This is a genomic window from Faecalibacterium gallinarum, from assembly GCF_022180365.1.
Taxonomy (GTDB): Bacteria; Bacillota; Clostridia; order Oscillospirales; family Ruminococcaceae; genus Faecalibacterium; species Faecalibacterium gallinarum.
On sequence record NZ_BQKV01000098.1, the window covers coordinates 278,930 to 292,904 of the forward strand.

Below are 13,975 nucleotides of genomic sequence, written 5' to 3' on the forward strand. Positions count from 1 at the left end.
GAATAATTTATAACAAAAAGGCATCTGGATTACACTTGGAATCCAGATGCCTTTTTTGCAAAATTAAGGGAAACGGTGTGACCCCATCCACGGGCGCTCAGACATTCGGCGAGATAGGCTGGGCCCTCTTGAGAAGCAGTTTTAATGCAGACGGGGAGAGGAAAATCCATTACTCCTGGATATTGTTCCTTTTCAGGATGGACTGGACATACTCCATGTTCAGGCTGTAGTCTTTTTCGTAATGGCAGGCATACAGCATATAGAGAATCGCAAAAATAGACATCTCCACCGAGATGGAGGAAAAATAGATTGGGCCCTTTTGCTTGGAGGGAATGTACAGCACCGAGGCAAAATCGTTCAGGTTGTAGGTTTTATTGTGCATGGAGGTAATCAGCAGCAGGGGGGATTTGCTTCGGGACAGGATCGAAACCACCTGTGCCAGGGCGAGGGAGGATTTTCCGCTGTAAGTGATGACGATGGACAGCTCGTCCTGGGTGGCCCGGTAGGCCGAAAACACGCCTTCGCCCTCCAGATGCATGACCTCCACGTTTTTGTTGATCCGCTGCATGTTGAGCTTAAAGATGTTGGCAATGGAAAGATAAGTGGAAGTGCCGTAGATTTTGATCCGCTTGGCGTTGAAAATCAACTCGCTTGCTTTTTCAAAACTGGCGGTGTCGTTGATGACGAATACATCTTTGAGGGTCTGTTCCAGGATGCTGAAAATGGTGTTTTCGATGTCCTGGGTGGACATGTTCAGGTGAAGGGGGTTATCGTAGTTTACCACCATATCGGGGAAAGCGGTGCCGCTGCGCTCTTTGACAAAGGCCACCCGGAAGTCATTGTAATTTTTAAACCCCAGTTTGCGGACAAACCGGGAAATGGTGGCAGAGGAGACATAGGCCTGTTTGGCCAGTTCGTTCAGCTGGATGCTGGCGATCATCTCAGAGTTGCTCAGCAAAAAAGACACAAGGGCAGATTCTGTGCTGGTCAGTTTGAGCTTGCCGATCTTTTCCAGAATGGTGAGGGTATCTTCGGCTGGCGTTTCTTGTACCGATCGGCTCATAATGCTGTCTCCTTGCTGTCATGCAATCTAACCAAAATCGCTTGAAAAATAAGTGCTAAAATATAGCATATCAAATAAAGAGTCTTTCGTCAAGTGAAAGTTCGCGGGAAATGAAACACAATTTTATTTTTGGGATTCCGGGCCCTTGACATGGAACAAAGTTTCAGAAGACTGTATTTGTGTTGCATTTGGCTGGCGGGACGATATAATAAGGCCAAACAAATCAAACGAATTTGTTCAAAATCACGGATCGCAAACATGAGCCAAGCGCGCGGCTGTTCGTATGGAAACGATCGGGAAAAATGGAGGAGACTATGACGGAACAACAACTGCAATACAAATTCCCCGAAGGGTTTCTGTGGGGCGGCGCGATTGCCGCCAACCAGACCGAGGGCGCCTGGCTGGAGGATGGAAAAACCCCACAGGTGACAGATGTGATGGTGGGCATTGAAAACGATGGCCACACGCCGGGCATCCGATACAACGCTGAAACCGGCCGGTACGAAATCGCCCAGGACCCTGACAAGGTCTATCTGGCGAACACCGGCATCGACTTCTACCACCGCTATAAAGAGGATATCAAGCTGATCGCCGGGATGGGCTTTACCTGTTTTCGTACCTCCATTTCCTGGGCGCGGGTTTTCCCCGGGGGCGATGCAATGCAGCCCAACGAGGTGGCCCTGAAACATTACGACGATGTGATTGACACCATCCGCTCTTATGGGATGGAGCCCATCATCACCATCACCCATTTTGACAACCCCCTCAACCTGATGACCAAGTACAACGGCTGGTCCAACCGGGTGTGCATCGACTTCTACCTGCGGTACTGCGACACGATTTTCCGCCGGTATGGCTCCAAGGTGAAATATTGGCTCACCTTCAACGAGATCAACAACCTGTTCCGCCGGCCTTTTGCCGCAGCTGGGGTGCTGCCCGCCCGGACCGACCCTGACAAAAAGTTCTTTGACCAGAACTACACGGAAAAGGAGATGCATCAGGCACTGCACAACACCATGCTGGCCAACGCATTGAGCGTCAGATTGTTCCATAAGCTGGTGCCCAACGGGAAAATCGGCTGTATGATGGCCGGCTCTCACGCGGCGGTTTATCCCGCCACCTGCAATCCGGACGATGTGCTGGCCACCATTGACGCCAAACGGGAGACCTATCTGTTCACAGACATTATGTGCGATGGCTATTACCCCTACTGGCTGACAAAACTGTGGGAGAAACGGGGAGTCCGCCCCGAGATTCGGGACGGGGAGCTGGAGATTATCCGGGACAACACCGTGGACTATCTGGGCTTCAGCTACTACTTCTCCAACGTGTGCAAGTACCAGGAGGGCCATATGTACGACGGCGGCGCCCTGGTGCCCGGCGGTGCAAAGACTACCAACGAATACTGCAATGAATTCAGCCCCGATCCCTGGCGGTTCCGCAAGGACCCCAAGGGGTTCCGCGTCCTGATCAATGAATATGCGGACCGCTACCACAAGCCGCTTTTCATTGCGGAGAACGGCATCGGCCTGTACGAGGACGAGTCGAAGGGGGTGCCCATCCAGGACCCTGAGCGGGTTAAATATCTGGAAGAACACCTCAAGCAGCTCCATATGGCCATCGAGGACGGAGCGCCGGTTTTTGGCTATTGCTGGTGGGGCCCCATCGATCTGGTATCCTCTGGTTCCGGCGAGATGGACAAGCGCTATGGATTCATCTATGTGGATTATCACAACGACGGCACCGGTGATCTGCACCGCTCCATCAAGCAGAGCTACTACCGCTATAAGGAGATTATCGCCAACAACGGACTGTAAGGTTTGTTACAAAGAAATTGGAAGGGGAGGACATTATGGACTATCGTGAAACAGGTTTAAAGGCTCTGGAAGTCGTAGGCGGAAAAGACAACGTCAAAAACCTAACCCACTGCGCCACCCGACTGCGGTTTGAAGTCAAGGACCGCAGCAAGGTGGACCTGGAAAAACTGAACTCGGTCCCCGGCGTTTTAAAGGCGCTGGAATCTGCCGGCCAGTTCCAGTTTGTCATCGGCCCCAGCGTCAACGAATGCTACCAGGCGGTGGCGGATGAAATCGGCATCGCCGGGGGCGCTGTGGACGACAACCATCCCGAGGATATGGCCCCCTCCGGCAAAAAAGACGATAAGGGAAACCTGGTCCAGAAGGCGCTGGGCCTGATTTCCGGCATCTTCATCCCCGTTCTGCCGGCACTGATCGCCTCCGGTATGATCAAGGCGCTCCTGACCATCCTGACCCGGATGTCCCTGGTCAACACCGAATCCGGCGTCTATACCATCATTACCTTTGTGGCGGACTCGGTGTTCTACTTCCTGCCGGTGCTGCTGGCGGCCACCAGCGCCAAGGTGTTCGGCATGTCCCAGGGCCTGGCCATGATGCTGGGCGCCATGCTGCTCCACCCCACCTTCAGCAATGCAGTTTCGGCCGGCACCAGCCTGGATATCTTCGGCCTGAGCGTCCGGATGACCAGTTACAGCGCGACGGTTATCCCCATCATCCTGATCGTCTGGGTGGCCAGCTATGTGGAAAAATTCGGTACCAGATTCCTGCCCGATGTGGTTAAATATGTGTTCCGACCCCTGCTGGTCATGATTGTGATGATCCCGCTGTCCTTCTGCGTGCTGGGTCCCATCGGCGCCATTATGGGCGACGGCCTGGCGGCTCTGCTGACCTGGCTCCAGAACACCATTCCCTGGCTGCTGCCCACCTTCATCGGCACCATCGCCCCGCTGATGGTTCTGTTTGGCCTGAACAACTGCACCATCCCTCTGATTTATGCCCAGATGTCCGCGGTGGGCTACGAGACGGTGGCGGGCCCCGGCATGCTGGCCCACAACATCGCTGAGGGCGCTGCTTCTCTGGCGCTGGCACTCAAAAGCAAAGATACCACCATCCGGCAGGAAGCGCTGACCACCAGTTTTACCGCCCTGTTCGGCGGCATCACCGAGCCGGCCATCTATGGCTTTACACTCCGGTTTAAAAACGTGCTGCCCTGTGTCATGATCGGCGGCGCGGCCGGCGGCCTCTTTGCCGGGCTGAGCGGCCTGGTCCGCTACGCAACCGCAGCGCCTTCCATTGTGACCCTGCCCACCTATATGGGCGAGGACCCCAGCAACATCTGGAAGGCAGTTGCTACCCTGGCCATCGCCTTTGTGGTGACCTTTGTCCTGGTATTCTTCGTTAAGACCGAGGATACCAATAAGGTCATCAAGAATGACGCAGTCACCAACGAATTGAAGTAAGCGTAACAGAAAAAGGGCACAGGATTGCATAAAATGGAATGCTGTGCCCTTTTTATTAAGAGAGGGGAAGAAATATGACCGATAGAAAATTGCAGTATACGTTCCCGGAAGGGTTTCTCTGGGGCGGGGCCATTGCAGCCAACCAGACCGAAGGGGCCTGGCTGGAGGACGGCAAAAAGCCCCAGGCCACCGACGTCATGGTGGGCATCATCACCGACGGGCATACCCCCGGGGTGAAGTATAACCCCCAAACCCAAAAGTATGAGATCTGCCTCAACCCGGATAAAGTCTACCTGGCCCACGAGGCCATCGACTTTTACCATCGTTATAAAGAGGATTTGCAGCTGATGGCGGGCATGGGGATGAACTGCTTCCGTACCTCCATTTCCTGGGCGCGGATCTTCCCCAACGGGGACGAGCTGGCCCCCAACGAGGCGGGGCTCAAGCATTATGACGACCTGTTCGACACCATGCTCTCTCTGGGAATGGAGCCCATCGTCACCATCACCCACTTTGACACTCCGCTCCACCTGATGTGCGAGTATAACGGCTGGTCCAACCGAAAGATGATCGGTTTTTTCCTGAATTACTGCAATGTGATTTTCCGCCGGTATGGCGCCAAGGTGAAATATTGGCTGACTTTCAATGAGATCAACAACATTTTTCGGATGCCCTTTGCGGCGGGCGGCGTCATGCCCAGCCATACCGACCCCGATACAGTGGATTTTGCCGCAAACTATACCCAGAAAGAACTGCATCAGGCTTTGCACAATGCTATGGTGGCCAACGCTCAGTGTGTCCGCCTCTTCCATGACCTGATGCCCGGCGGCCGGATCGGCTGCATGATTGCGGGTTCCCACCTGGCGACCTATCCCGCTTCCTGCGATCCCCGGGATGTGCTGGCGACCCTGGACGCCCGCCGGAATACCTTCCTCTTTACGGATATTATGGCGGCCGGCGTCTACCCGGAGTACCTGCGGAAGATGTGGAAGGACCAGGGCATCCAGCCGGATATCCGGGAGGGAGAGCTGGAGCTCATTCGAGACAACACGGTGGACTACATCGGGTTCAGCTATTACTACTCCAACGTTTGCAATGCGGCGGTGGGGGCCGAGTTCTTTGAGGGAACCCTGACCAAAGGCAGCCGCAAAGTGAAAAACCCTTATATCACCGAGTATAGCCCCAGCCCCTGGAATTTCCCTCTGGACCCTCTGGGCCTGCGCTATGTGCTGGAGGAGTATACCGACCGGTACCATAAACCTCTGTTTATTATGGAAAATGGCCTGGGTCTGGACGAAACCGAGATTCCCGGCCAGAGGATTCAGGACCCGGAACGGGTGAAATTTCTGGAAGAACACTTGAAGCAGGTGGCGCTGGCCATCGAGGACGGCTGCAACGTTCTGGGCTATCTGTGGTGGGGCCCGCTGGACCTGGTGTCCTCCGGCACCGGCGAGATGCGCAAACGGTATGGTTTTGTCTATGTGGACCGCCACAACGATGGCACGGGCGACCTGCACCGCTCCATCAAGGAGAGCTACTACCGCTACAAAGAAATCATTGCCAACAACGGACTGTAAGGAGGGAAGAAACGATGGATGTAGTGAAGAGTTTCCCCGAAGGATTCTTGTGGGGGGCATCCACCAGCGCCTATCAATGTGAGGGTGCCGCGCTGGAGGACGGCAAAAAAGAAAACCAGCAGGACGTGATCAACCGGGAGATTCACCAGGAATACGGCTATGCCGACTGTTCGGTGGCGTCGGACCACTATCACCATTACAAAGAGGATGTGGCCCTGATGGCAGAGATGGGGTTTACTTCCTACCGGTTTTCCATCAACTGGGCGCGGGTTCTGCCCGATGGCATCGGGGCACCCAACCCCAAAGGCGTCGCATTTTACCACAATCTGATCGACGAACTCAAAGCCCATAACATTGAGCCGATTGTGACCATGTGGCATTATGATCTGCCCATGGCCACAGTGGAGCGGGGCGGCTGGGGGACTCGGGCCATTGTGGATGAGTTTGAGGAGTACGCCCGCTTTCTCTGCAAGGAATACGGCAGCCAGGTGAAATACTGGCTCACCATCAACGAGCAGAGCATTGTGGTCAACTACATCGACCGAAAGAACAAGATCACCAAGGAACAGCAGTTCGACCCGAAATTCCGCTACCAGGCCAACCACTATATGAATCTGGCCCATGCCAAGGCGGCCATTGCCGTCCATGAGCTGGTGCCGGGCGGCAAATGCGGTGCGGCGTTGGATATGGCGCCCTATTATCCCCACAGCTGCGACCCGCGGGATGTGATGGCGGCCAAAGGTGCCAACGCTTTTAAAAACAATTTCTATATGGATGCTTACATCAAGGGCGTTTATACCCCCTCGGTCCTCAAATACCTGGAACGGCAGGGGCTGATGTTCGAGATACAGCAGGGGGATCTGGAGCTCATCAAGAGGGGAGCGGAATGCTTCGATTTCCTGGGGATTAACTATTACCAGAGCCAATGTGTGAAAGCGCCTACCCCGGGCCTGGCTCGGCGCGCCAAACAAAACAATAAGATCGGAAAGGGCGGCCATGTGACCTATGAAGTTCAGCCGGATCTGTTTGAAGGCTGCCTGAACGAGACCATCGGGGCCACCGATTTCTCCATGCCCATCGACCCCATGGGCATGCAATATGTGCTGGAGGACATCCACGACCGCTATCATATCCCCGTGATGATCTGTGAAAACGGCTTCGGTGCATACGACAAATTGGAGGCCGACGGATCCATCCATGACCCCTATCGGATCGAATATCTGCGGGAGCACATCAAAGCGATGAAGGCCGCTATTGAAAACGGCGCAGAGGTGCTGGGGTATAACCCCTGGTCTGCCTTTGATCTGCTTTCCACCAGCAACGGCATCACCAAACGGTACGGTTTTATCTATGTGGACCGAACCGACGACGAAGTCCGGGAATGCAAACGATATAAGAAGGACAGCTTTTACTGGTACAAAAATGTGATTGCCACCAACGGCAAGAATTTAGAGTAAGACAATCAAAAATACCCCCTTTACAGCACGAGGGCTCAGACTTGCCCGCTGCAAAGGGGGTATTTTGTGGTGTTTGAGTTGCAGTTACAATGAGAGTGTTGAAAATTCCAGCCATCCCGCTTTGAGTGATAAAAGACTCCATTCAAAAAACGGCTTTCTTTCAGGAGGGAAGAGCGCCCGTGCGCTCTGTTTTGTTCTGGCTGCGCTTTTGACCCGGTCATTCAGAATGCCTTTTGACCGGGCAGAGCGAAAAAAATCGGGAGAATTCGTATTTTGACAAAAAGACCAGCTCGTTTGCCAGTATGAATGGTATGGGGAAATTCATGAAAGAGAACTTTTTGGAGGGGGCAGCAGCGCCGGAATTTGCTCGGTCATGCGCAGCAAATCTCCGGTGTCCTGTTTGATCCAGCAGGAGATCAGAGCGCCGTGGATCAGGGTGAAAAGGATCAGGCTGTATTGGTCGGCTTCCGAGGGGGAGTACCCGCAGGAAAGGAGCTTGTCTCGATAAAGATTCTGCCAATCCTCGTAGACAAGCTTGGCCTGGTGGGAGACTTCTTCGCTGATATAAACGGCTTCCAGACCCATGAAGGTGATTACCAGAGAGGCAAAATGATAATCTCTGCTAAAACGGCTGGTCAGGTGCTTCAGCATCCCGCAAAAGACTTCCCGGGCGTCGTTTGATACGGAAAAAATATGCGCTTGAATACCAGCGGCCATCTGTTCGTAGGCAAAGCGGATGACCTCGCTGGCAAGCTGTTCTTTCCCTCTGGGGAAATAATAGTAGAAGGACCCCTTTGGAATCTGGCAGGCCGTCACAATCTCGGCAATGCCGGTTCCGGAGTAGCCGTTGTGCGAAAAAAGTTCGGATGCAGCTCGCAAAATACGGATTTTTTTCTCTGCGCTTTTGTTGTTCAAAAAAACGCCCCCTTGTCCGCTTTCGTTTTATGATACAATAGCACGGCGTGGTCTTGTGTGTCAATATTGGCTGAAAGTAAAAGCCCTCCCTGGAAAATTTTCCGGGGAGGGCTTTCGAAATGAGCTTAAAAGCCGGATTAGTCTTCAAACACAGTCTGACCGGTGACGGCAAGACCAGCGTTGTGGCCGCTGGTCATAGCCCAGCCGAACAGAGAGCCGGTGGCATAGATATCGCCGACCACGCCGCCGACCACTTCGCCAGCCGCATACAGGCCGGGGATCGGCTGACCATTGGTGTCCAGAACCTGCATGGTGTCATTGATATGCAGGCCGCCCAGGGTTGCATAGTAACGCAGGTTCATTTCCACTGCGTAGTAGGGGCCTTCGCCCATGGGGGCAGTTACCTTGCGGCCGAAATCGGAATCTTCGCCCGCTGCCACAAAGCCGTTATAGCGCTCCACAGTCTCGGTCAGAGCACCGGCCGGCATGTCCAGAATGGAGGCCAGATCTTCCAGGGTTTCTGCGTGGGCGAAAACCGGGGTAGAGGTGCCGTTGGCTTCCAGCCACTGGTCCAGCTGTTCCTGGGTGTAGTTGTGGGAGGCGATGCAGGTCTGAGTATAGGTCTCGAAGGAAGCAGCGTCCATGATCAGGTAGGAGCTCTCATTCTGGCGCATCCCTGCAATGATGGTGTTTGCGGTGCCCTGCTCGTTGACAAATCGGACGCCCTGGTCAGACACCAGGACAGAGCCAGTTTTGTTGTACATGGCCAGGCACCCCTGGAAGGTGTGCTGACCCCGGCCATCCGGCAGGATAATGCTGTGGGGCTGAATGTTGACCTTGTCCAGGTTGATGGCATCGGCGCCGATGGCCGTTGCCATCTTCAGGCCGTCGCCAGTGGCAGACACTGCACCGGCGTAGGGCAGGACGGAAACTTCCTCCGGCAGCATATCGGTATCTGCGCCATAGCCGCCGGTAGCCAGAATAACGCTCTCGGCGGTGATCTCATAGGGGGTGCCGTCGGAACCCAGCGCCTTGACGCCCGTCACCACGCCGTCGGTTACGATCAGCTCCTGGGCAGGAGTCTCCAGCATAATCTCAATGCCCAGGTTTTCCAGAGCGCTTTCCAGGCCATTCACCACACCAGCGCCGCCGCCCTGGGGAGAGAAGGTCCGGCCATAGGTGTGCTCCGCAGAGGGGCCGGGCTGGGTGTTGTTATAGGGCAGTGCAGCGCCGTCTTCGGCAACCAGCCAGTCAAACGCGGCGCCCTGGGTGTTGGCGTAGAGCCAAAGGGTGCGGGCGTCGCTGTAATAATGGCCATTTTTCATAATGTCCATAAAGTAGGCCTCGGGGCTGTCCTCAATGCCGTATTCCTGCTGCCACTGGCTGCCGGTGGCGTTGGTGCCGCCGCCTGCCATAGCGGAAGCGCCGCCCACCATGGCCATCTTTTCCAGCACAATGACATCGGCACCGCCCTGAACAGCCGTCAGAGCAGCAGCCAGACCCGCACCGCCGGCGCCCACAACCACAACGTCAGTGGTCAGGCTGACGGTTTCTTTGGGCTCCTGGGAGCCGCTCTGGCTCTGGCTCAGGGAAGCGGGGTCTGCGCCGGTGGCTTCGATTGCCTGGGTTACGGCCTCCAGGAAGCCCTGGCTGGTATAGGTGGCGCCGGCAACGGCGTCAATCGCCAGGCTCTGAGTGTCCAAAACCCGATCCACCAGGGTGGGCAGAGCGGCGCCGCCTACCCCCTCGGTTTCGTTCTGCTCGAGCACTTCAATCCCGGTGATGCTGTTCTGATCCACGGTAACCGAAACTTTGATGTCGCCGGCATAGCCTTTGCCGGTGCCTTCATAGCTGCCGGGGGTGAACTCCACCGCGATGGCGGAATTGGATTCCGCCTGGGAAGATGCCGCTTGAGAAGATGCCGGCTGACCCGCGCATCCGCTCAGCAGCATGGCTGCCGCCAGCAAGCCGGCAAGCACACTGCGAATTCGTCTCATATAAAATTCCTCCTCGTTAAGTCTTTTTTCGTATATAGACGAACGGTCAACTTGAAATATAGCAGATTGAGATCTTTTTGTCAATAGCGGGGTTTGCCTTCTTCCGCCAAGAAATGACAGACTCCGCAGATGGAATTCACCTGAGCATACTGGGCCATCGGATTCATTGACACACCAAAGACAGAATGGTATTTTAATACCGTCCTGCAAATTATGATACAAGGAAAGGAGAACGCCTGTGGAAATATCTGCATTTACAGACTATGCGCAAAAGATCCGCTCCAACTGTTCCAGGGTGATCCTGGGCAAGGAGGATGTGATCGAGAAAATTCTGGTCTGCTTTCTCTGCTCCGGCCATGTGCTGCTGGAGGATAAGCCCGGTACCGGGAAAACCATGCTGCTGCGGGCTTTTGCCCGGACGGTGGGCGGAGACTGCAAACGGGTCCAGTTCACGCCCGATCTTCTCCCGTCGGACCTGACGGGCATCAATTTTTACAACCAGAAAACCGGGGAGTTTGAGTTCCGGCCGGGGCCGCTGTTCAGCCATTTTGTGCTGGCGGACGAGCTGAACCGCGCCACCCCCCGGACCCAGTCTGCCCTGCTGGAAGCCATGGAGGAGCGTCAAATCACGGTGGACGGCGTCACCACCCGGCTGGAAGAACCCTTTATGGTTCTGGCTACCCAAAACCCGCTGGAATCGTTTGGAACGTTCCCGCTGCCGGATGCCCAGCTGGACCGTTTTTTCATGCGATTGTCCCTGGGGTATATGCAGCGGGAACAAGAGCTGGAAGTCATCGCCCGGCCCTCCACCCAGGCGGTTCTGGACAGCCTGCAAACCCTGGTGACACCCGAGCAGACGGCCTATGTGCGGTCGGCCTATACCGAGGTCAAGGTGAGCGACGATGTGAAAAATTATCTGATGGATCTGGTAGAGGCGACCCGTACCCGCAGCAGTTTTGCCGGCGGCGTTTCCACCCGGGGCGCCATCGCTCTATATAAAGCATCCCAGGCCCTGGCTGCGGTGCGGGGCAGAGAATATGTTATCCCGGAAGATATCAAGGAGCTGGCCCCGGCGGTCTTGTGCCATCGGCTGACCCTGGGCGGCGGGATGAACGCGGAGGCGGCGGCCCACCGGATGCAGCAGCTGCTGCAAAGCATGCCGGTGCCGCTGGAAACTCTGTGACCATCCTGTTGTTTGCGCTGGCCCTGGCGGCGCTGGTCTTGGGGCTCCAGTCCTATACCCGTAAACACGCCCTGGAGGGGTTGGAAGCCGAGATGATTCCGGAGGACCTGCTGGCAGAACCGGGCGAACCAGCTTGTCTTCACTTGACGGTACGCAACCAGACGGGATGGACGCGGCCCCAGATTTCCCTGAAACTCCATCTGGACCCGGTCTTTGAAATTCAGGATGCAGATTATGTTCAGAAAGATCTTATGGGCAAAGGCAGGACGGTTAGGTATGTCACCTGGCTCAAACCCCATCAGGAAGCATCTTATCAGGTAGAGATCCGGATTTCCAAACGGGGACGGTATCTGCTGGAGCCGTTGTACCTGAGCAGCGGGGACTTTTTGGGGATAACCGAAATCAGCCGGCGCATGTCCCGGGTACAGGAGCTTGTGGTTCCGCCCCGGGAGCAGGGGCTGCCGGCTTTGGATGCAGCCATGGGCGGTTTTCTGGGGGAGCTGTCGGTCAACCGCTTTTTGTATCAGGATCCGATCCTGACAGCGGGATATCGGCCCTACACCAGTCAGGATCCCATGCGGTCCATCTCCTGGAAACAAAGCGCCCGGGGTTTGGGGCTGGTGAGCAAAAAATACGACTCCACCACCGAGCCTCGGGTGGTGGTGCTGGTCCACGCGGATGCTCCCACGGAAGAACAGATGCCAGCGGTGGAAAGATGCTATTCCATGGCCCGGACGGTCTGCCGGGTTCTGGAAGAAAAGGCGATCATCTACCGACTGGCGGTTAATTCTACCTTCGATGTCCTGATTCATGGGGCCCTTGTGGTGGGCAGCCAATGGAATAAGCCCCTGGAAACCGGGCAGGGATATGGGCCGGAACATTTCCGCCGTGTGCTGGAAATCCTGGGCCGTGCTGCGGGCCAGCCTGCACAAAGCTGCGAGCGTTTCTGCGCCGAATACTTTGCCCCCGGCACCCAGGACAGCTGCATCATGATTACCACTGAGCCGGAAGAACGGGTGCGTCCCTGCCTGCCCTTGGCGGCAGGCCGCAGCCTTCTGGTTCTCCGGCCGGAAGAGAAAACCGGAAGGGAGGGGACAGAATGACCGCTTTTCTCCACGGACTGTGGATGACGGGAGATCTGCTGATCTACGGTGCATTTGCATCCTTCTTTGCCGTCTGTCTCGGGGGGCAGCTGCCGCAATGGATTCTGCTCTTGCCGGCGGTCTGTTATGGGATATCCTTCTGCTTTTCCCGGCGCCCTATCCTGCGGGGGTGCTTTGGGGCGGCTTGTCTGCTGGGGCTGCTGTTTCTGCCGGGCTGGGTGGACCGGGCAGCCTATCTGCCGGCGGCCTTCTACGCCTTCTATCTTGCCGCGAGGGGGGAATATCATCTCTCAGCAAGTCGTCAGGCAGGCGTGTTTGTTCTCTTCTGTAAAGTATATCCTGTCTTTGCCCTTGCCCTCAGTCTTTTGTGGGACGGCGAGGTGATGCTCACCGTCTCGCTGCCCCTGGCAATCTGGGCGGCTTTTCTTCAGATCTTTTTGATGCGGGTGCTGCGGCAGACTTCCGCCGTATATCAAAACCCTGGGTTTCTGCTGAGGAATGTCGGTTCTTTGGCCGCCCTGGGGGCGGCGGGTTTTCTGCTCAGCTGCCCCGTGGTACTGGGCACAGCTCAGGCGGCGGTGGGAGCGGTGTATTTTGGCCTGGCAGTGCCCATTCTGGAAAAACCCCTGGCCGGTATCGCCTGGCTGGCGGAACACGCCCTGATGCCCGCCCTGACCGGGCTGCTGAATTGGATTGCCGCCCAAAGTGGTGAGCGGGGGCTGGATGTTGCCGCAGGGGACAGCGGGTCGCCCGCTGCAGGTCAGGTGATTCTTTCCGATGAGGATCCGCTGCTGGATGGGGAGCGCATTCTGGAGATAGTGGGGATTCTTTTGCTGGCGGTGGGCTGTATCCTGCTGTTCCGCCATCTGTTCCAAAAGAACAAAGAGACCCAGACCGAGGCGGGCCCGGCGAAAACCCAGTGGACTTCCCGCCGGATGAAACGGCGGTGGCCCTCCTTTTTTCTCCATCCCAATGCCCGTGTCCGGCGAGCTTATTCCAGATATTTGGAACGGCAGGCGGAACATGGGGCAGCCCGCGGCCCCGCCGAAACCAGTTTGGACCGTTTGGGCCGTACCCCCTTTCTGGACCCGGATGCAGAACAGCAGCTGCGCCGGCTTTATCTCAAGGCCCGGTATGGAGAATGTGCCACGCCCCAGGATGCGGCGGCAGCGGAACGACTGGAAAAGGCGCTGGAAACCCAAAAGTAAATAGAGAATCTTTTAAAAACAAAAACGGCACTTGACTCGGAGACGAGTGAACCGCCCCATATTGTGCGGACAGTACAAAAAAGAGGCCTGCAAGGGGTAGAACAAGCGAATCAAAGACTGGCCTGGCGAAGCGAGAGCGGAGCCAGGCCAGTCTTTGTCTGGAGGCGCTCGTGGTTGTAGAAGTGGATGTACTCG

The 13,975-nt window shown here is 56.0% G+C and carries 11 protein-coding genes; 7 read left to right on the forward strand and 4 right to left on the reverse strand.

Annotated features, from left to right (window positions below):
• Positions 1–169: 169 nt before the first annotated feature.
• On the reverse strand, positions 170–1,063 hold the full coding sequence (locus JCM17207_RS11870; protein WP_238317840.1) for a MurR/RpiR family transcriptional regulator: 894 nt from the start codon (positions 1,061–1,063) through the stop codon (positions 170–172).
• A gap of 314 nt (positions 1,064–1,377) precedes the next feature.
• Between JCM17207_RS11870 and JCM17207_RS11875 the strand changes: the two genes are divergently transcribed.
• From JCM17207_RS11875 to JCM17207_RS11890, 4 genes are all read left to right on the forward strand, one after another.
• Positions 1,378–2,880 carry a glycoside hydrolase family 1 protein gene (locus JCM17207_RS11875; RefSeq protein ID WP_238317841.1) on the forward strand — a complete coding sequence of 501 codons (1,503 nt, stop codon included), beginning with the start codon at positions 1,378–1,380 and terminating at the stop codon, positions 2,878–2,880.
• Positions 2,881–2,915: 35 nt separating this feature from the next.
• Positions 2,916–4,340 (forward strand): PTS transporter subunit EIIC, encoded by a 1,425-nt coding sequence (locus JCM17207_RS11880; RefSeq protein WP_238317842.1) that lies wholly within the window; start codon positions 2,916–2,918, stop codon positions 4,338–4,340.
• 74 nt (positions 4,341–4,414) lie between these two features.
• Complete coding sequence (locus tag JCM17207_RS11885) at positions 4,415–5,917, forward strand: glycoside hydrolase family 1 protein (RefSeq protein WP_238317843.1); 1,503 nt, start codon at positions 4,415–4,417, stop codon at positions 5,915–5,917.
• Between the two features lie 14 nt (positions 5,918–5,931).
• Positions 5,932–7,374: a glycoside hydrolase family 1 protein gene (locus JCM17207_RS11890; RefSeq protein WP_238317844.1), complete on the forward strand. Its 1,443-nt coding sequence runs from the start codon at positions 5,932–5,934 to the stop codon at positions 7,372–7,374.
• Between the two features lie 321 nt (positions 7,375–7,695).
• Here the strand turns inward: JCM17207_RS11890 and JCM17207_RS11895 are convergent, their stop codons facing one another.
• Both JCM17207_RS11895 and JCM17207_RS11900 read right to left on the reverse strand, forming a co-directional pair.
• Entirely contained in the window at positions 7,696–8,253 is a 558-nt protein-coding gene (locus JCM17207_RS11895; RefSeq protein ID WP_238317845.1) for a TetR/AcrR family transcriptional regulator, read from the reverse strand.
• A gap of 173 nt (positions 8,254–8,426) precedes the next feature.
• Positions 8,427–10,286 carry an FAD-dependent oxidoreductase gene (locus JCM17207_RS11900; protein WP_238317846.1) on the reverse strand — a complete coding sequence of 620 codons (1,860 nt, stop codon included), beginning with the start codon at positions 10,284–10,286 and terminating at the stop codon, positions 8,427–8,429.
• A gap of 238 nt (positions 10,287–10,524) precedes the next feature.
• Here JCM17207_RS11900 and JCM17207_RS11905 point away from each other — a divergent pair, with 238 nt between their 5' ends.
• Genes JCM17207_RS11905 through JCM17207_RS11915 form a run of 3 tightly spaced genes read left to right on the forward strand, consistent with a single transcriptional unit; the run spans position 10,525 to position 13,780 of the window.
• Positions 10,525–11,469 (forward strand): AAA family ATPase, encoded by a 945-nt coding sequence (locus tag JCM17207_RS11905; protein ID WP_238317847.1) that lies wholly within the window; start codon positions 10,525–10,527, stop codon positions 11,467–11,469.
• Positions 11,466–12,572, forward strand: a complete 1,107-nt coding sequence (locus tag JCM17207_RS11910) for a DUF58 domain-containing protein (RefSeq protein ID WP_238317848.1) — start codon at positions 11,466–11,468, stop codon at positions 12,570–12,572. The genes JCM17207_RS11905 and JCM17207_RS11910 overlap by 4 nt, the downstream gene beginning before the upstream one ends.
• A complete protein-coding gene (locus JCM17207_RS11915; protein ID WP_238317849.1) occupies positions 12,569–13,780 on the forward strand; it encodes a DUF4129 domain-containing protein in 1,212 nt (403 codons plus the stop codon). Before JCM17207_RS11910 ends, JCM17207_RS11915 begins: the two co-directional genes overlap by 4 nt.
• 110 nt (positions 13,781–13,890) lie before the next feature.
• On the opposite strand, the gene JCM17207_RS13895 is transcribed toward JCM17207_RS11915, so the two are convergent.
• A complete protein-coding gene (locus tag JCM17207_RS13895; RefSeq protein ID WP_373871900.1) occupies positions 13,891–13,968 on the reverse strand; it encodes a hypothetical protein in 78 nt (25 codons plus the stop codon).
• Positions 13,969–13,975: the final 7 nt, after the last annotated feature.

What these genes read in the sequence shown, in the direction of transcription:
- JCM17207_RS11885 (WP_238317843.1), top strand. Translation starts at nt 4,415, where the DNA reads ATGACCGATAGAAAATTGCAGTATACGTTCCCGGAAGGGTTTCTCTGG.
- JCM17207_RS11890 (WP_238317844.1), top strand. Translation starts at nt 5,932, where the DNA reads ATGGATGTAGTGAAGAGTTTCCCCGAAGGATTCTTGTGGGGGGCATCC.
- JCM17207_RS11915 (WP_238317849.1), top strand. Translation starts at nt 12,569, where the DNA reads ATGACCGCTTTTCTCCACGGACTGTGGATGACGGGAGATCTGCTGATC.
- JCM17207_RS11880 (WP_238317842.1), top strand. Translation starts at nt 2,916, where the DNA reads ATGGACTATCGTGAAACAGGTTTAAAGGCTCTGGAAGTCGTAGGCGGA.
- JCM17207_RS11870 (WP_238317840.1), bottom strand. Translation starts at nt 1,063, where the DNA reads ATGAGCCGATCGGTACAAGAAACGCCAGCCGAAGATACCCTCACCATT.
- JCM17207_RS11875 (WP_238317841.1), top strand. Translation starts at nt 1,378, where the DNA reads ATGACGGAACAACAACTGCAATACAAATTCCCCGAAGGGTTTCTGTGG.
- JCM17207_RS11900 (WP_238317846.1), bottom strand. Translation starts at nt 10,286, where the DNA reads ATGAGACGAATTCGCAGTGTGCTTGCCGGCTTGCTGGCGGCAGCCATG.